The 16,439-nt window shown below is 71.9% G+C and carries 16 protein-coding genes; 11 read left to right on the plus strand and 5 right to left on the minus strand.

The window, feature by feature from the left end; all coding sequences use genetic code 11:
- Positions 1-9: 9 nt before the first annotated feature.
- The 3 genes from IEZ04_RS00320 to IEZ04_RS00330 are packed head-to-tail and all read left to right on the plus strand — an operon-like array spanning position 10 to position 1,380.
- Complete coding sequence (locus IEZ04_RS00320) at positions 10-840, plus strand: TioE family transcriptional regulator (RefSeq protein ID WP_229820745.1); 831 nt, start codon at positions 10-12, stop codon at positions 838-840.
- A complete protein-coding gene (locus tag IEZ04_RS00325; protein ID WP_189214564.1) occupies positions 837-1,100 on the plus strand; it encodes a hypothetical protein in 264 nt (87 codons plus the stop codon). The genes IEZ04_RS00320 and IEZ04_RS00325 overlap by 4 nt, the downstream gene beginning before the upstream one ends.
- A gap of 1 nt (position 1,101) precedes the next feature.
- Positions 1,102-1,380 (plus strand): hypothetical protein, encoded by a 279-nt coding sequence (locus tag IEZ04_RS00330; RefSeq protein ID WP_189214565.1) that lies wholly within the window; start codon positions 1,102-1,104, stop codon positions 1,378-1,380.
- A 534-nt stretch (positions 1,381-1,914) separates the two neighbouring features.
- Here the strand turns inward: IEZ04_RS00330 and phoU are convergent.
- On the minus strand, positions 1,915-2,589 hold the full coding sequence (gene phoU / locus IEZ04_RS00335; RefSeq protein WP_189214566.1) for a phosphate signaling complex protein PhoU: 675 nt from the start codon (positions 2,587-2,589) through the stop codon (positions 1,915-1,917).
- A gap of 461 nt (positions 2,590-3,050) precedes the next feature.
- Between phoU and phoR the strand changes: the two genes are divergently transcribed.
- Entirely contained in the window at positions 3,051-4,304 is a 1,254-nt protein-coding gene (gene phoR, locus IEZ04_RS00340; RefSeq protein WP_189214567.1) for a two-component system sensor histidine kinase PhoR, read from the plus strand.
- Positions 4,305-4,309: 5 nt separating this feature from the next.
- The gene (gene phoP, locus IEZ04_RS00345) at positions 4,310-4,981 is read left to right on the plus strand and encodes a two-component system response regulator PhoP (RefSeq protein ID WP_466437636.1); all 672 of its coding nucleotides are present in this window, start codon (positions 4,310-4,312) and stop codon (positions 4,979-4,981) included.
- Positions 4,982-5,447: 466 nt separating this feature from the next.
- Here the strand turns inward: phoP and IEZ04_RS00355 are convergent, their stop codons facing one another.
- Positions 5,448-6,128, minus strand: coding sequence for a copper chaperone PCu(A)C domain-containing protein (locus IEZ04_RS00355; protein ID WP_189214568.1), 681 nt, complete (start codon positions 6,126-6,128; stop codon positions 5,448-5,450).
- Positions 6,129-6,889: 761 nt separating this feature from the next.
- Between IEZ04_RS00355 and IEZ04_RS00360 the strand changes: the two genes are divergently transcribed.
- From IEZ04_RS00360 to IEZ04_RS00385, 6 genes are all read left to right on the plus strand, one after another.
- Positions 6,890-7,372: a CarD family transcriptional regulator gene (locus IEZ04_RS00360; protein ID WP_010472787.1), complete on the plus strand. Its 483-nt coding sequence runs from the start codon at positions 6,890-6,892 to the stop codon at positions 7,370-7,372.
- 401 nt (positions 7,373-7,773) lie between these two features.
- Entirely contained in the window at positions 7,774-8,544 is a 771-nt protein-coding gene (ispD, locus tag IEZ04_RS00365; protein ID WP_189214569.1) for a 2-C-methyl-D-erythritol 4-phosphate cytidylyltransferase, read from the plus strand.
- The gene (gene ispF, locus IEZ04_RS00370) at positions 8,534-9,043 is read left to right on the plus strand and encodes a 2-C-methyl-D-erythritol 2,4-cyclodiphosphate synthase (RefSeq protein WP_189214570.1); all 510 of its coding nucleotides are present in this window, start codon (positions 8,534-8,536) and stop codon (positions 9,041-9,043) included. Before ispD ends, ispF begins: the two co-directional genes overlap by 11 nt.
- Positions 9,044-9,212: 169 nt before the next feature.
- Positions 9,213-10,613: a cysteine--tRNA ligase gene (gene cysS / locus IEZ04_RS00375; protein WP_189214571.1), complete on the plus strand. Its 1,401-nt coding sequence runs from the start codon at positions 9,213-9,215 to the stop codon at positions 10,611-10,613.
- Between the two features lie 125 nt (positions 10,614-10,738).
- Positions 10,739-11,680 (plus strand): 23S rRNA (guanosine(2251)-2'-O)-methyltransferase RlmB, encoded by a 942-nt coding sequence (rlmB, locus tag IEZ04_RS00380; protein ID WP_189214572.1) that lies wholly within the window; start codon positions 10,739-10,741, stop codon positions 11,678-11,680.
- 77 nt (positions 11,681-11,757) lie between these two features.
- Positions 11,758-13,605 carry a DoxX family protein gene (locus IEZ04_RS00385; RefSeq protein ID WP_229820746.1) on the plus strand — a complete coding sequence of 616 codons (1,848 nt, stop codon included), beginning with the start codon at positions 11,758-11,760 and terminating at the stop codon, positions 13,603-13,605.
- 97 nt (positions 13,606-13,702) lie between these two features.
- Here IEZ04_RS00385 and IEZ04_RS00390 read toward each other — a convergent pair whose 3' ends face one another.
- The 3 genes from IEZ04_RS00390 to IEZ04_RS00400 all read right to left on the minus strand — a co-directional run bounded on the left by IEZ04_RS00390 (position 13,703) and on the right by IEZ04_RS00400 (position 16,425).
- Entirely contained in the window at positions 13,703-14,434 is a 732-nt protein-coding gene (locus IEZ04_RS00390; RefSeq protein WP_189214573.1) for a nucleotidyltransferase family protein, read from the minus strand.
- Between the two features lie 167 nt (positions 14,435-14,601).
- The gene (locus IEZ04_RS00395) at positions 14,602-15,069 is read right to left on the minus strand and encodes a hypothetical protein (protein ID WP_189214574.1); all 468 of its coding nucleotides are present in this window, start codon (positions 15,067-15,069) and stop codon (positions 14,602-14,604) included.
- Between the two features lie 219 nt (positions 15,070-15,288).
- Entirely contained in the window at positions 15,289-16,425 is a 1,137-nt protein-coding gene (locus IEZ04_RS00400) for an ABC transporter ATP-binding protein (protein WP_189214575.1), read from the minus strand.
- Positions 16,426-16,439 lie beyond the last annotated feature (14 nt).

A 16,439-nucleotide genomic window follows, 5' to 3' on the forward strand; every position in this document is an offset into this window, starting at 1 on the left:
GGCGGGGAGATGCGGACTGCGAGCGGGAGACACTCTCAAAAGGGCGTGCGGCTGAGGCCCGTCGATCTCGCCCGTGGGCACGGCCTGTCCACGCAGGCGGTCAGGAACTACGAGGAGGCCGGCATCCTCCCGGCCGCCGACCGCACCCCCAGCGGCTACCGCACCTACACCCCGCTGCACGCGCTGGCCCTGGGCACGTTCCTCGCCCTGGTGCCCGGCCACGGCCACCGGACGGCGACGTCGATCATGCGGGCCGTGAACCGGGGCGCGGTCGACGAGGCGTTCCGCGTCATCGACGAGAGCCACGCCCAGCTCCTCGACGACCGGCGGACCCTCCAGGCCGTGGAGAGCGCCCTCCGTGACCTGGAATCCACCGCCACGCCCGAGTCCGTCTCAGCCCCCGGACCCACCGCGGCCCCCGGACCCGGCGACACGTTCATCGGCCCCCTGGCGCGGCAGCTCCACATCCGGCCCGCGACGCTGCGCAAGTGGGAGCGCGCCGGGCTGGTACGCCCGCGCCGCGACCCGCTGACCGGGTACCGCGTGTACGACGAGGCCGACGTACGGGACGCCCGGCTGGCCCACCAGCTCCGGCGGGGCGGTTACCTGCTGGAACAGATCGCCCCGCTGATCGCCCAGGTGCGGGCGGCCGGCGGACTGGAGCCGCTGGGGGACGCGTTGCGTGACTGGCACGGTCGGCTGTCCGCCCGTGGACGGGCGTTGCTGGCCGGGGCGGCGGAGCTGGAGGCGTACCTCCGTGAGCGCGAACGCGAACGCCAGCCGGCGCCCGTGCCGCGCGCAGCAGCCAGCCACCTATCCCAGAGCAGGGGCACGCCGTGACCGGGGCGGACGGGGCCACGGCGGTCAACGCCATCCCGGTCGGTGGGCAGGCGGCGTCCGTCGCCATGTTCGCCCTGGCGGCGGCGCAGGCCGTCATGATCATTGACAGGTTCGCCGATCTGGTGAAGGCGTTCGACGCGACCATGATCGGCATCGCCTTGCTCGGAGCGGCCATGTCCGGAGCGATCGGCGGCTTCTCGGCGGCTGACGGCTTCCCCGAGGCCGACTCCGCCTCCTACGACAACCGATTGGTCTCCTGAGATGCCCTTCGCTGGTTCGAACGACACCCTGGAGCGGTTCCTCAACAACGCCCGGCTGTTCAGTTTGATGATCGTGCCGGTGTACCTGATCTTTCTTTTCAATTTCACGAGGGAGGAGGGCTGGCGCTGGAGCTTCCTGGCGTTCTGCGTCCTGCCGCCCGCCGGCGCGGTGGCGGGCTTCCTGGGGAAGCGGGACGTCCGGCCGAAGCTGGCTGCGCTGGCACTGGTCCTGGCGATCGCCCCGCTGCCGCTGATCGGGGCGCTGGAGACGTTGTTCTAGGACCTCGACGCGGCGTACGGGTCCCGAGAGGAAGCCGCTGAGCGTGACGCCGCGTCGGCGGGCCAGTCATGTTCGGCGGCTTCCTTGCTGGTGAAGGGTCCTGGAACTTCCCGGGACCCTTCACGACGTACACCGTCAGCCGCACTGACAGGGCCCGCCCGACTGGCAGCCGCAGCCGCAGCCCGAGCCGCAGCCGCAGGCGCTGACGAGGGGCAGTGTCCTCGCCTCGGCCGGCTGCTGTGTCTCGCGTGATTGGGTGGGGTCGGGGGTGGGGATGGGGAGTTCGGCCATGGTTCCTCCTCGGAACGCGGGACGCGGAACGTGGTCCCTACGCCCATGGAATGCCCGTTCGGCCGGGAGCGGGAACGGCGCGTGCGGCGGCGCACGGAGGCTTCCCCGCATCGCGATCGGCCACCGGCATCCGCCTGCTCGCCCCCGGCCGCTCCCGGCTCGCCCCTGGCCCGCTCCCCTCCCGCTCGCCCTCGGTCGGCTGGATCCCGGCTGGATCCCGGCTGGATCCCGGCTGGATCCCGGCTAGATCTCCGGCTGGATGTCCGGCTGGATCTCGTCCGCGTGCTCACCCGTCACCAGGTACACCACCCGCTTGGCGACCGACACCGCGTGGTCGGCGAAGCGCTCGTAGTAGCGGCCCAGCAGGGTCACGTCGACCGCCGTCTCGATGCCGTGCCGCCAGCGGTCGTCCATCAGGTGCTGGAAGAGGGTGCGGTGCAGCAGGTCCATCTCGTCGTCGTCCTGCTCCAGCTGCAGGGCCAGGTCGACGTCCTTGGTGACGATGACCTCGGCGGCCTTCGCCATCAGGCGCTGGGCGAGCTGGCCCATCTCCAGGATCGTGGCGTGCAGGTCGTGCGGGACCGCGCGCTGCGGGAAGCGCAGCCTCGCCAGCTTCGCCACGTGCTGGGCCAGGTCGCCCGAGCGCTCCAGGTCCGCGCTCATCCGCAGCGACGTCACGACGATACGGAGGTCCGTGGCCACCGGCTGCTGGCGGGCCAGCAGGGTTATCGCGCGCGCCTCGAGCTCGTGCTGGAGGTCGTCGACCTTCTTGTCGGCCTCGATCACGTTCTCCGCGAGCTTCAGATCGGTGTCGAGGATCGCCGTCGTGGCGCGCCCGATCGCCGATCCGACCAGCCGGGCCATCTCGACCAGGCTCTCACCGATCGAATCGAGTTCCTCGTGGTAGGCGTCACGCATGCTGGGGTCCCTCTTCCTCTTGTCCTCGTGCGTCGCTTCCGGGGCTTCCACATTCCCGGCCGACGGTCTTCCTTGTTCCCGGGCAGGGGGGTCCTGAGTCTGTGGTGCGACCGGCGAACCGCCGCTCCCGCAGGACCGGTCACCGTGTCCGGCGCGCTCCCGGCGCTCCGGGTACGACCGGCGCCCCCTGGGCCACGACCGGCGCTCCCGCCCCCCGCCGGTACAGTGCCGGTGCCGGGCGCCGACGACAGGTCGGACAACAAGTCGGACGACAGGTCCGACGACGTCACGTCCCCTCCGGCCCTCTGGCCCCCACGGTCCCACGTTCGGCCCTGTGCGCGTCCGTTTCCGGCATCCCGAATGAACCACTTCTGGCTGCAAGGTGAACTCTGGGCGACGAGTGCTTCAGCTCCCACACGGATGGCTGTGGACGGGCTCGATCTCGTGCCTAACCTGGATGCATGGACGTGAACGCGGCGGTCGCCGCAGTCGCAGCGATCGCCGGAGTGCTCACCGGTGTGATCGCCGTGCTGGCGTTCCGCTTCAGCGAGCGCGAACAGCGACGTCCGACCCGGTCCTCGCTGCACACCGACCCGGTGCTGCCGCCCGGCGTCGACACCGTGCTGTCCGTGCTCCGCTCCTCCGCCGTCGTGCTCGACGAGGCCGACTCCGTCGTGAAGGCCAGCTCCGCCGCCTACGCCCTCGGGCTGGTGCGCGGCGGGCGGCTCTCCGTCGAGCCGATGCTGCAGATGGCCCGGGACACCCGCAGGGACGGGGAGATACGGCAGGTCGAGCTGGACCTGCCCCGGCGCGGCACCGGTCGCGGCGAGGCCCTCGCCGTGTCCGCGCGCGTCGCCCCGCTCGGCTCCCGGCTGGTCCTGCTGCTGGTGGAGGACCTGACCGAGGCCCGCCGCATCGAAGCCGTACGACGCGACTTCGTCGCCAACGTCAGCCACGAGCTCAAGACACCGGTCGGCGCGCTCTCCCTCCTCTCCGAGGCCGTCATGGACGCCAGCGACGACCCGGAGGCCGTGCAGCGCTTCGCCGGACGCATGCAGATAGAGGCGACCAGGCTGACCAACCTGGTGCAGGAGCTCATCGACCTGTCCCGGGTGCAGAACGACGACCCCCTGGAGGACGCCGAGCCGGTGCGCGTCGACGAACTCGTCGCCGAGGCCATCGACCGGTGCCGCCACCAGGCCGGTACCAAGCAGATCACCATGGCGGCCGGCGGGACGGCGGACCTGCACGTGTGGGGCAACCGCGGCCAGCTCGCCGCCGCCCTCGGCAACCTCGTCGAGAACGCCGTCAACTACTCGCCCGCCCGTACCCGCGTCGGCATCGCCGCGCGCCGGGTGGCCGCACCGGGCGGCGAGCTGATCGAGCTGGCGGTGACCGACCAGGGCATCGGCATCTCGGACAAGGACAAGGAGCGCATCTTCGAGCGCTTCTACCGCGTCGATCCGGCCCGCTCCCGCGCCACCGGCGGTACGGGACTGGGGCTCGCGATCGTCAAGCACGTGGCCGCCTCGCACGGCGGGGAGGTCACGGTGTGGAGCTCCGAGGGCCAGGGCTCCACCTTCACCCTGCGGCTGCCGGAGGCGGGTGCGGCCCGCGACCGAACGCAACAGCAGGCCCGCCTCGACGAAGAGGCCGGGCAGTCCCACGAGTCATCCCCGTACGTTTCGCTTCCCGCCCCGGAGGTCCTTCCGTGACCCGAGTGCTCGTCGTCGAGGACGAGGAGTCCTTCTCCGACGCCCTGTCCTACATGCTCCGCAAGGAGGGCTTCGAGGTCGCCGTCGCGGCCACCGGCCCCGACGGCCTCGACGAGTTCGAGCGCAACGGCGCCGACCTCGTCCTCCTCGACCTGATGCTGCCCGGCCTGCCGGGCACCGAGGTGTGCCGCCAGCTCCGCGGTCGTTCCAACGTCCCGGTGATCATGGTCACCGCCAAGGACAGCGAGATCGACAAGGTCGTGGGCCTGGAGATAGGAGCCGATGACTATGTCACCAAGCCGTTCTCCTCACGCGAGCTGGTCGCGCGCATCCGCGCCGTACTGCGCCGCCGCGGCGAGCCCGAGGAGGTCACCCCGGCCGCGCTGGAGGCCGGTCCGGTCCGTATGGACGTCGACCGGCACGTGGTCACGGTCGCGGGCAGCAAGGTCGACCTGCCCCTCAAGGAGTTCGACCTGCTGGAGATGCTCCTGCGCAACGCCGGACGTGTCCTGACCCGTATGCAGCTCATCGACCGGGTGTGGGGCGCCGACTACGTGGGCGACACCAAGACCCTCGACGTCCACGTCAAGCGTCTGCGCGCCAAGATCGAGCCGGACCCGGGCGCGCCCCGCTACCTGGTGACCGTCCGCGGCCTCGGCTACAAGTTCGAGCCGTAGACCGACCCGGGCCACCCGGCCACCGGGCCGCCCGGCCACCGGGCCGCCCGGCCACCGGGCCGCCCGGCCACCGGGCCGCCCGGCCGCCCGGCCACCCGGGCCATCTGGCCGCCCGGCCGCCCGGGCCATCTGGCCGCCCGGCCATCTGGCCACCCGGGCCACCTGGGCCGCCCGGCCATCTGGCCACCCGGGCCACCCGGGCCACCCGGGCCATCTGGCCACCCGGGCCACCTGGCTATCTGGCCACCCGGACCCGGCCATCCGGACACGAGAAAGGGCGGCACCCCCGGTGGGGTGCCGCCCTTCGTTCGTACGACTCGACCGGTACGACTCGACGCCGGCTCGACCCGTACGACTCGACTCCGGCTCGACTCGACTCCGGCTCGACTCGACTCCGGCTCGACTCGTACGGCTCGACTCGTACGGCTCGCGTGCGACGGGACCGGTGCCCGCGCGGACGCCGCCGTTACTCGGTGCCGCCGTCGGCGCCGCCGTCGACCCCGTCGATCTGCGTGTCGGGGTCCGCGTCGCCGGCGCTCTCGCTCGCCGACGGCGAGCTCTCGCCCGAGGGGGACGCGGAGGGCGAGCCGGACTCGGCGGACCCGGCGGACTCGGAGGGCGAGGCGGACGGCACCTCGCTCGGGCCCCATCCGGTGAAGTAGCTCTCGGCCGGGACAACGAGCGCCGGCAGGCTCACGTCACCGGTCGTGCTGAAGGTGAACGTGATCTCCTGGGCGTTGCCGTCCTGGACGGCGTCACGGCTGCTCGGCAGCACGGCGGAGGCGTTGCCCTCGCCGCCGAGGACGACGTGGCCGCCGGCCGGGACGGTCAGCTTGCCGCCGCCCTCCGCGGGGTGCAGCTCGGCGGTCTTGCCGGTGCCGTCCACCGTGATGGCGTCGACCGTCTGGTCGCTGCTGCCGTTGTTGAAGAGGGTCGCGGAGACGACGGCCGGACCCGTCGACTCACGGTCCGGCTGCGTGATGACGACCGCGTTCTGGATCTTGATGTCGCCGACGGACGTCGCCGCCTGGTCCGGCTTGATCTCCAGGGTCTGGGCGTTGTTGCCGGCACCGCACGCGGCGAGCGAGGCGATCGAGAACGCGATGGCGGCGGCGGCGAGGGCGCCGCGTCGAAGGCTGCTGCTCACGGCGGCGGCAACTCCTTGAACGTGGGCGATACGGGGACCGGGCGGCCGTACCGAGGTAAAGCCGCCCTAAGGGTTAGTCAGCGGCCTCAGGTTACCGAGCCGTTCCCCGGCCGCGGCACCCGACCCTCCCCAAGTGCGCGGCTTCCCCCGCACAGGGGCCCGCCATTCACCGTCCGGGCGCATCCCGGGAACGGCACCGGGATGTCCGTCGTCCGTCACTCGTCGCGCATTCGTATTCGATCCCCTTCGGTGCCGGTGGCCCCTTGTGCATCCGTCCCGCGCATTTCTTCCGTAAGGAATGCACGGCGCTTCGAGAAATCGATCACACAGAAGACGGCAGGGGACCACAGGGGAGATCGGCGTCCGGACGGCAACCGGAAGATCGACGGCACAACGGCGGCCATGTGAGTGGCAGGAACGCTGGTCGCACAACGGCCGGAACGCCATGTGGCTTGATCAATTCCGGATTCGGCTCGTACCCGACTCCGGTCGCCGAACGGAGTAGCGCGGCTCGCACGCCTGGGGGTGGACAAACCGGGACGTTCAGGCGTCGCCAGACGGCTCCGGATGTGTGTAACGTACGCGTTTCACCCCGCCCGCAGAGACGCTCCGACCTGCGAATACCCTGTTCCGTTCGCCGTCCGAAGCACGTTCCTGTTGCTGTTGTCAAGCCCCGAGATATGCCCTGACCTGCGAAAACGCCATTCAGAAGACGCCGTATCCGTGTTACCCTGGATAGCCACGGAAGGGGTACCTGTCACATGACGTTCAAGGTTGGCGACACCGTGGTCTATCCCCATCACGGGGCCGCGCTGATCGAGGCCATCGAAACTCGCCAGATCAAAGGCGTGGACAAGACCTACTTGGTGCTGAAGGTCGCCCAGGGTGACCTGACGGTACGTGTGCCAGCGGACAATGCGGAGTTCGTCGGCGTGCGTGATGTGGTCGGTCAGGACGGGCTGGACCGGGTCTTCGAGGTGCTGCGCGCGCCGTATGCCGAGGAGCCCACGAACTGGTCGCGTCGCTACAAGGCAAATCTGGAGAAGCTCGCCTCCGGTGACGTCATCAAGGTCGCGGAGGTCGTGCGTGACCTGTGGCGCCGGGAGCGTGAGCGCGGGCTCTCCGCCGGTGAGAAGCGGATGCTGGCCAAGGCACGCCAGATCCTGGTGAGCGAGCTTGCCCTCGCGGAGAACACGAACGAAGACAAGGCCGAGACCCTCCTCGACGAGGTCCTCGCGTCCTGACGCGGACGAGATCCGCTCAGCACACACCGAAATGCCGCGGTGCCCGATGACGCACGAAGCAGTCGCCGGGCGCTGCGGCATGTCCGTACCCGTGCACGTGACGTCCCGTCCCCCTCGTCCCTGAACAGGGGCGGCGGCGTCGTACAGGACGGCCGACGCAACCCCCGCGTCCGCGCGTCCCGTACCCGACGACCGAAGCCGTACCGCGGTGTCGGACGCCGACGGAAAAGGGAACCGGTGCCGACGTGCCGGGCCCCGGGCAGCCGACTCGACCAGGTGTCACGGAAGGGTCCGGTCGAGGCTCGCGCCCGGCGCATCCCCCAGCCCTCGGCAAAGCCCGAGCAGGGGGCACCTCCAGGCCATACCCACGCACACCGAGTACACAAACCTGACAGGAACCGATGTCTGACGAAACGCGCCCTTCGCCGTCACAGGCCCGTACGGCAGCCGTCATCCCGGCCGCGGGCCGCGGCGTGCGCCTCGGCCCCGGAACCCCCAAGGCGCTCCGCGCGCTGAACGGCACCCCCATGCTCATCCACGCGGTACGCGCCATGGCCGCGTCCCGCTCCGTCTCCCTCGTGATCGTGGTGGCCCCGCCCGACGGCGCCGCCGAGGTCAAGTCCCTGCTCGACGCCCACACGCTGCTGCCCGGAGGCGTCCACGGGAAGAGCGCCGACTTCCTCGTCGTACCCGGCGGCGAGACCCGCCAGGAGTCCGTGAAACTCGGCCTGGACGCACTGCCCCCCGGTTACGACATCGTCCTGGTGCACGACGCGGCGCGACCGCTGGTGCCCGTGGACACCGTGGACGCCGTCATCGAGGCCGTACGGGAAGGAGCGCCCGCGGTCGTCCCCGCGCTGCCCCTCGCCGACACCGTCAAGCAGGTAGAACCGGCGGGCACGCCCGGCGAGCCGGAACCCGTGGTCGCCACTCCCGACCGGTCGCGGCTGCGCGCGGTGCAGACCCCGCAGGGCTTCGACCGCGCCACGCTGCTCCGCGCGCACGAGACGGTCACCGAGGACGTCACGGACGACGCGAGCATGGTGGAGCAGCTCGGGCTGCGGGTCGTCACGGTCCCCGGGCACGAGGAGGCCTTCAAGGTCACCCGTCCCCTCGACCTGGTCCTCGCCGAGGCGGTCCTGAACCGCAGGAGGCTGAACGATGGCTTCTGAGACCTCCGCCGGGCCGGCCGCCGTGCTGCCGCAGGTCGGCATCGGCACCGACATCCATGCCTTCGAGGAGGGCCGCGAGCTCTGGTGCGCGGGACTCAGGTGGGAGGGTGAGGGACCCGGGCTGGCCGGCCACTCCGACGCCGACGTCGTCGCGCACGCCGCGTGCAACGCGCTGTTCTCCGCGGCCGGGCTCGGCGACCTCGGACAGCACTTCGGCACCGGCCGCCCCGAGTGGTCCGGCGCGTCCGGCGTCACGCTGCTGACCGAGGCCGCGCGCATCGTCCGCGAGGCCGGCTTCACCGTCGGCAACATCGCCGTCCAGGTCGTCGGCCCGCGCCCCAAGATCGGCAAGCGCCGGGACGAGGCGCAGAAGATCCTGTCGGAGGCGGCGGGCGCGCCCGTGTCGGTGTCCGGCGCCACGACGGACGGCCTGGGCTTCCCGGGGCGCGACGAGGGACTGATGGCGGTGGCCACGGCGCTCGTCGTCCGTACGGGCTGAGTCCGTACTGGCTGCGTCCGTACTGGCTGAGTCCGTACGGGTTGAGTCCGTACGGGCTGAACCGGGCCGCGGCCGCGGCCCGGAGCCGCCCCGCCGGCGACGTCACGATTACGTGCCCCTTGACGCCACTGGTCATGGGGCACTGCCGTCCGCCCACTACCCTGGAGTGGTGACTATTCGCCTGTACGACACCGGTGCCCGGCAGATCCGTGACTTCGTCCCGCTGCGGCCGGGCTGTGTCTCGATCTACCTGTGTGGCGCGACCGTGCAGGCCCCGCCGCACATCGGGCACATCCGGTCCGGACTGAACTTCGACATCCTGCGCCGCTGGTTCGCCCACCGCGGCTACGAGGTGACGTTCGTCCGGAACGTGACGGACATCGACGACAAGATCATCACCAAGTCGGCGGACCAGGGCCGCCCCTGGTGGGCCATCGGCTACGAGAACGAGCGCGCGTTCAACGCCGGTTACGAGGCGCTGGGCTGCCTGCCGCCGACGTACGAGCCGCGGGCGACCGGCCATGTGCCGGAGATGATCGAGATGATGCGCGGCCTGATCGAACGCGGCCACGCCTACGCCGCCGACGGCAACGTCTACTTCGACGTGAAGTCCTTCCCCGACTACCTGCGCCTGTCCAACCAGGAGCTGGAGAACCTCCTGCAGCCGGCCGGCGAGGGCGAGACCGGCAAGCGCGACCCGCGGGACTTCGCCATGTGGAAGGCGGCCAGGCCGGGCGAGCCGAGCTGGGAGACGCCCTGGGGCCGGGGCCGGCCGGGCTGGCACCTGGAGTGCTCGGCGATGGCCCACAAGTACCTGGGCCGGGCCTTCGACATCCACGGCGGCGGACTGGACCTGATCTTCCCGCACCACGAGAACGAGATCGCCCAGGCCAAGGCCTACGGCGACGACTTCGCCACGTACTGGCTGCACAACGCCTGGGTGACGATGAGCGGCGAGAAGATGTCCAAGTCGCTGGGCAACTCGGTGCTCGTCTCCGAGATGGTCAGGCGCTGGCGGCCGATCGTGCTCCGCTACTACCTGGGCACCCCGCACTACCGGTCGATGATCGAGTACAGCGAGGAGGCGCTGCGCGAGGCGGAGTCGGCGTTCGCGCGGATCGAGGGCTTCGTACAGCGGGTGGTGGAGAAGGCCGGTGGCGTGGTCGAGGCGGCCGCCGAGGTGCCGCCCGCGTTCGCCGAGGCCATGGACGACGACCTGGGCGTGCCGCAGGCCCTCGCCGTGGTGCACACCACGGTCCGGCAGGGCAACAGCGCGCTGGCCGCCGACGACAAGGAGGCGGCCGTCGCCCGGCTGGCCGAGGTCCGCGCCATGCTCGGCGTCCTCGGCCTGGACCCGCTGGACGAGCAGTGGGCCGGTGACAACGAGCGCGGCGACGACCTGCACGGGGTGGTCGACACCCTGGTCGGCCTGGTGCTCCAGCAGCGCGAGGCGGCCCGGGCGCGCAAGGACTGGGCCACCGCCGACGCCATCCGCGACCAGCTCGGCCAGTCCGGCCTGGTGATCGAGGACAGCCCGCAGGGACCACGCTGGACCCTCGGCCCGCGCTGAGGCTCCCCGGCCGCTCTTGATCGAGTGTGCCGTCCGGGACTCCGGACGGCACACTGCAAGGGCGACAGCCAACAGACGTACGTACACAGCGCCCGCACGGGGCGCTCGACACAGACAGGTGGATCATGGCCGCGAACAACCGCCGCATGTCCGGCAAGAAGGGCGCGCAGGTCGGCAGTGGCGGCCAGCGACGCCGGGGCCTGGAGGGCAAGGGGCCGACCCCGCCCGCCGAGATGCGCAAGGGCCACGCCAAGCAGCGCGCCGCGCAGGCCAAGGTCCGCCGCTCCCAGGGCCGCCCGCAGGCCAGGGGCCGCGGCGGCAGGTCCGCCGCCGAGCTGGTCGTCGGACGCAACCCCGTGGTCGAGGCGCTGCGCGAGGGCGTGCCCGCCTCCACGCTCTACGTCCAGCAGTTCATCGACAACGACGAGCGGGTCCGCGAGGCGCTCCAGCTCGCGGCCGAACGCGGCGGCATCAACCTCATGGAGGCCCCCCGCCCCGAGCTCGACCGCATGACCAACGGTCTCAACCACCAGGGTCTCGTCCTCCAGGTCCCGCCGTACGAGTACGCGCACCCCGAGGACCTCGCCGCCGCCGCGTACGACGCGGGCGAGGACCCGCTGATCGTCGCCCTCGACGGCGTCACCGACCCGCGCAACCTGGGCGCCGTCGTCCGCTCCGTCACCGCCTTCGGCGGTCACGGCGTGGTCGTGCCGGAGCGGCGCGCGGCCGGCATGACCGCCGGCGCCTGGAAGACGTCCGCCGGCACGGCGGCCCGTACGCCCGTCGCGCGGGCCACCAACCTCACACGCGCCCTGGAGGCGTACCAGAAGGCCGGGATCATGGTCGTCGGCCTCGCCGCCGACGGGGACGTCGAGATCGGCGAGCTGGAGGCCCTGGAGGGCCCGGTCGTCATCGTCGTCGGCAGCGAGGGCAAGGGCCTGTCCCGCCTCGTGGGCGAGACCTGCGACTTCCGGGTGCGCATCCCGATGCCCGGTGGCGCGGAGTCCCTGAACGCCGGTGTCGCGGCCGGAGTCGTGCTGTACGAGGCCGCCCGGCGACGCGGCTGAGCGTGTGATGATCTTGACGGGGTCCGGACAGATCGGGACGGTCAAGGCAGTGTCCTAACGACTCGTCACTCGGTTAGATGAGTGTGGACACCAGAACACCCCGCACACCCACGGGGGACCGTTCGTCGGGATACGACGACGCTCCCGCGCTGAGCATGGTGAAGGTGCCGAGCGATCCGGCCCAGGTCATCGTGAACCACGCGAGTTTCCGGGTGCACCTGGCCCCCGGCCCCGGGGCCAGGTCCCCGGGCGCCGCACGGCATTCGAGCGTCACCGAGGACACCGCGCGCATCCCCGTCGTGGACCCGGCCAGGAGGCCGGTGGAGACCGCCGGGTCCCGCCGCCGGGCGCCCGTCGTCTGGAGCGGGAGGTCCGCACCGGACGACACCGGCGCCCACCGGCTGCTCCAGGCCGTGCGGAACTCGAGCGTGGGCCATGGTTCCGCGGAGCAGGCCGGCGACGCCAGCACCACGCAGGTCATCCCCCGCGTCGACGCGGACGGACCCGCCCGGTACGCCACCCAGGGGCAGCGTTACGGCGACGACCAGACGCACCCGTACGGGACCGCGACCGACCCTTACGGCACCGGGGCCGACGCGTACGGCGACGAGGACTACGACGCCGATCCGACCGTGGAGACGGTGGAGACCCCCGTCCTCGGCGCCCAGCGCACCCACGACGACCACCACCCCGAAGGCACCCGCCTGCTGCCCGCCATGCGCACCGTGGGCAGCGCGTACGACGAGGAACCGGCCTACGCCGACGACGACGCGTACGCCGGGCACACCGACGCCGACGAGGACGTCGACGCCGCCGAGGCGGACGGACCGGACGGCACGGGCGCCCGGCGTCACGCGGGCGAGCCCGTACGGCACGCCTACTATCCCGGCCGCCGGATGAACCTCGGCGTGGTACTGCTCCCGCTGCGCGTCTTCCTCGGCTTCATCTCCATCTACGCCGGCATGGGCAAACTGTGCGACCCCGTCTACTTCGACGGCGGCGAGCGCGGCTCCATGGTGAAGTGGCTCAACACCCTGCACCCCTGGGAAGTGGCCGAGCCGCTGCGGCAGTTCGCCCTGGCCCACCCCGTCGGCGCGGGCCTCGTCATCGCCTTCCTCCAGGTCATCGTCGGCGTGCTGACGGTCCTCGGCCTGTGGCAGCGGCTCGCGGCCGTCATCGGCGCGCTGCTGTCGGCCGCGCTGATCGTCACCGTCAGCTGGAAGACCGTCCCCGCCTACGACGCCCCCGACATCATCTACCTCGCCGCCTGGTCCCCGCTGATCACCGCCGGCGCACCCGTGTACTCCGTCGACGGACGCCTCGCCGCCGGTGCCTGGCGCACCCTCGGACCGCGCACCGACATCTGGCGGCTGCGCCGCTACGTCCTGCGCCGCGGCGCCCTGGTCACCACCGTCGTCGTCGGCCTCACCCTGCTCGTCGGCTCCCTGCTCGGCGGCGCCGTACGGGACGCCGACCGGGTGGTCGTCCCCGGCCCCGGCGAGGCCCCCCGCAACGAACTGCCCGGCTCCCCGCTCCCCCAGGAGCCCAGCAGGCAGGAGCGGAGGAGCCCCGCGGCGGCCTCCGGCTCGCCCACCCAGGGCGCCACCGGTTCCGCCAGCCCCTCGCAGGGTGCCTCCAGCCCCGGCGCCGCCGAGGAGACGGGCGCCGCCACCGGCGGGCGGCCCAGCCAGACCCAGGGCACCGCGGGCCAGGCCCCGCCGCCCGCGCGGACGGCCCCCGCCCAGCAGGCCCCGAGCACCAGCTCCGGTATGGCGTCCGGCGGCGGCGCGACGTCCGGCAGCGGTGCCACCTCCGGCGGCGGCGCGACCGGCGGCGCCACCGGAAGCGCCCCGGGCGGCACCGGCTCCGGCGGCTCGTCCAACGGCGGCGAGCGGAACAGCCTGGTGGGTGGGCTGCTCGGGTAAAGCCCGCGTCCGCTACGCAGTCGGGCCCCGCGCATCATGCGCGGGGCCCGACTGCGTAGCGGACGCGGACCGCCTGCGTACCCGCGATCGCGGGGCCTCAACGCCCCAGCGCCGCCAGCTCCTTCGCTGCCTCCGACAGGTCCTTCGCCGTGTCGATGGCGCGCCAGTACGCGCCCTGCGGGATCGGGAAACCGGCCAGCCGGCGTTCCCGGGCGAGCCGCGGGAAGGTGCTGCGCTCGTGGTCGCCGCGCTCCGGCAGCAGGGGAGTGAACTCCGGGGAGAAGACGTAGACGCCCGCATTGACCTCGTACGTGGTCGGCGGAGCCTCGATGAAGTCGGTGACGTGCCCGAAACCGTCCGTCTGCACCGCGCCCCACGGAATGCGCGGGCGGGCGAGGGCGAGCGTGGCGAGGGCGTCGCGGCCGGTGTGGAAGTCCGCCATGTCGCGCAGCGAGAAACGGGTCCAGATGTCACCGTTCGTCGCGTACCAGGGCAGGTCGGGGTGGGGCAGATGCGCGGCCGCGTGCCGGAGGCCGCCGCCGCGGCCCAGCGGCTCCGTCTCGACGACGGTGGTGACGCGGACGGGAAGGTCGGCCGTCTCCAGCCACTTCTGCAGTACGTCCGCGAGATGGCCGCAGGACACGACCACGTCGGTCACGCCCTCCTCGGCGAGCCACGCGAGCTGATGGCCGATGATCGGGGTGCCCGTGCCGGGGATCTCGACCATGGGCTTGGGCCGGTCGTCGGTGTACGGGCGCAACCGCGACCCCTGGCCACCGGCCAGGACGACGGCTTGAACGGGGCGCGACGCGGCGTTCGGATCGGTCATGACCGGAACTGTACGTGGCGCCCCGTTCGTAGGAGCACGGCCCCGGGGATCGGTGCCTGGACGGCTGCCGGGAGCCCGACGGACGGGTGGCGGGAGTGCGGGGTACGGAGGTGCGGGATACGGAGGTGCGGGATACGGAGGTGCGCCGGTCGATGCGGCCCGGCGGCTCAGCCGTGCTGGGCCGCCACACCCGACGCGAACGACGTGTCGCAGACGGGGCGGGCGTAGGACTGGGCACGGGACGGGCCGTACACCTTGACGGCCGCGCGGCCCAGGGCACGGGCGATCGACGCGCAGTGCCGTGCCAGCGACGGGCGCCCGTTCACCGCCCGTTGAAGATGGGTCAGGGCGGCCTCCGGGTCCTGTTCCTGCAGTTCCAGCAGCAGTTCGTCGCGGAGGAGCTCGTGCGGGGCGCGGGGCCCGGCGGAGCCGGTGACGTCCTTGCCGGTGACGGGGGCGGCCTCGGCGGCGGTGGTGAGCACCGAGTCCGAGGAGTCTCCCGACCAGTCGACTCGGGTGACCGCCAGCGTGCCGGACAGCACCATGACGACGGGCAGGACGAAGGCGAGGGAGCGCCCGATCCGGCGGGCGGGGCCCGGGCCGCGCCGGGTCCGTGGGGTAGTGGTGTGCTTCACGCGAGTGAGAGTAGCGCGGGGTAGTGATATGGCGACATTTGGTCACCGGTTCGGGTGATGTCGGAGTGGCCCGATATGGGCGACGAGTTGACGTACAGAGCTCGAAATACCCCAGTTGGACAGGGAATTGAGGCACACCGAAGAGGGCCCCGCAGCGGTCTGCGGGGCCCTCTTCGTCAACCTGGGTGATTTCTCCGGGTCGCTGCGCCGGTGACCGGATCAGTCGGAGAGGCGCTCGCCGGTGGAGGTGGAGAAGACGTGGGTCTCGCCGGCGCGCGGCACGACGTGCAGCTGGGAGCCCTTCTCCGGGACCTGGCGGCCCCCGACGCGGACGACGAGGTCCTTGGTCTCGCCGCCGACCTCGGCGGTGCCGTAGACGTATCCGTCGGCGCCGAGCTCCTCGACGACGTTGACGGAGACCGCGAGACCGGCCGGGGCGTCGGCGCTGTCCTTGGCCAGCGCCGCGGCGGCGCCCCCGTTGTGCTCCACCACGTCGAAGTGCTCCGGGCGGATGCCGACCGTGACGGTGCGGTCGCCCTTGTCGGCGGCGGCCTTCAGCGCGTCCCGGCTGACCGGCACCACGCTGTTGCCGAACTTCACGCCGCCGTCGGTGATCGGCACCTCGACCAGGTTCATCGCCGGGGAGCCGATGAAGCCGGCGACGAACAGGTTGGCGGGCCGGTCGTACATGTTGCGCGGCGAGTCGACCTGCTGCAGCAGCCCGTCCTTGAGCACCGCCACCCGGTCGCCCATCGTCAGGGCCTCGACCTGGTCGTGGGTGACGTAGACGGTGGTGATGCCCAGCCGGCGCTGCAGCGAGGCGATCTGGGTACGGGTGGACACGCGCAGCTTGGCGTCCAGGTTGGACAGCGGCTCGTCCATGAGGAAGACCTGCGGCTCGCGGACGATGGCCCGGCCCATCGCCACACGCTGGCGCTGACCGCCGGAGAGGGCCTTGGGCTTGCGGTCCAGGTACGGGGTGAGGTCGAGGATCTTCGCGGCCTCCTCGACCTTCTTGCGGATCTCCGCCTTGTTCACGCCGGCGATCTTCAGGGCGAAGCCCATGTTGTCGGCGACCGTCATGTGCGGGTAGAGCGCGTAGTTCTGGAACACCATGGCGATGTCCCGGTCCTTGGGCGGCAGGTGGGTGACGTCGCGGTCGCCGATGCGGATGGCGCCGCCGTTGACGTCCTCCAGCCCGGCGAGCATCCGCAGCGAGGTGGACTTGCCGCAGCCGGACGGACCGACCAGGACGAGGAACTCCCCGTCCGCGATGTCGATCTCGAGCTGGTCGACGGCGGGCTTCTCGGAACCCGGGTAGACGCGGGTCGCCTTGTCGAACGTGACTGTGGCCATGGTGATGGGCCCCC

It is taken from the genome of Streptomyces ruber, assembly GCF_014648075.1.
In the GTDB taxonomy this organism is placed as follows: Bacteria; Actinomycetota; Actinomycetes; order Streptomycetales; family Streptomycetaceae; genus Streptomyces; species Streptomyces ruber.

What these genes read in the sequence shown, in the direction of transcription:
- IEZ04_RS00390 (WP_189214573.1), bottom strand. Translation starts at nt 14,434, where the DNA reads ATGACCGATCCGAACGCCGCGTCGCGCCCCGTTCAAGCCGTCGTCCTG.
- rlmB (WP_189214572.1), top strand. Translation starts at nt 10,739, where the DNA reads ATGGCCGCGAACAACCGCCGCATGTCCGGCAAGAAGGGCGCGCAGGTC.
- ispD (WP_189214569.1), top strand. Translation starts at nt 7,774, where the DNA reads ATGTCTGACGAAACGCGCCCTTCGCCGTCACAGGCCCGTACGGCAGCC.
- IEZ04_RS00360 (WP_010472787.1), top strand. Translation starts at nt 6,890, where the DNA reads ATGACGTTCAAGGTTGGCGACACCGTGGTCTATCCCCATCACGGGGCC.
- phoU (WP_189214566.1), bottom strand. Translation starts at nt 2,589, where the DNA reads ATGCGTGACGCCTACCACGAGGAACTCGATTCGATCGGTGAGAGCCTG.
- ispF (WP_189214570.1), top strand. Translation starts at nt 8,534, where the DNA reads ATGGCTTCTGAGACCTCCGCCGGGCCGGCCGCCGTGCTGCCGCAGGTC.
- IEZ04_RS00385 (WP_229820746.1), top strand. Translation starts at nt 11,758, where the DNA reads ATGAGTGTGGACACCAGAACACCCCGCACACCCACGGGGGACCGTTCG.
- IEZ04_RS00330 (WP_189214565.1), top strand. Translation starts at nt 1,102, where the DNA reads ATGCCCTTCGCTGGTTCGAACGACACCCTGGAGCGGTTCCTCAACAAC.
- phoR (WP_189214567.1), top strand. Translation starts at nt 3,051, where the DNA reads ATGGACGTGAACGCGGCGGTCGCCGCAGTCGCAGCGATCGCCGGAGTG.
- IEZ04_RS00320 (WP_229820745.1), top strand. Translation starts at nt 10, where the DNA reads ATGCGGACTGCGAGCGGGAGACACTCTCAAAAGGGCGTGCGGCTGAGG.
- IEZ04_RS00400 (WP_189214575.1), bottom strand. Translation starts at nt 16,425, where the DNA reads ATGGCCACAGTCACGTTCGACAAGGCGACCCGCGTCTACCCGGGTTCC.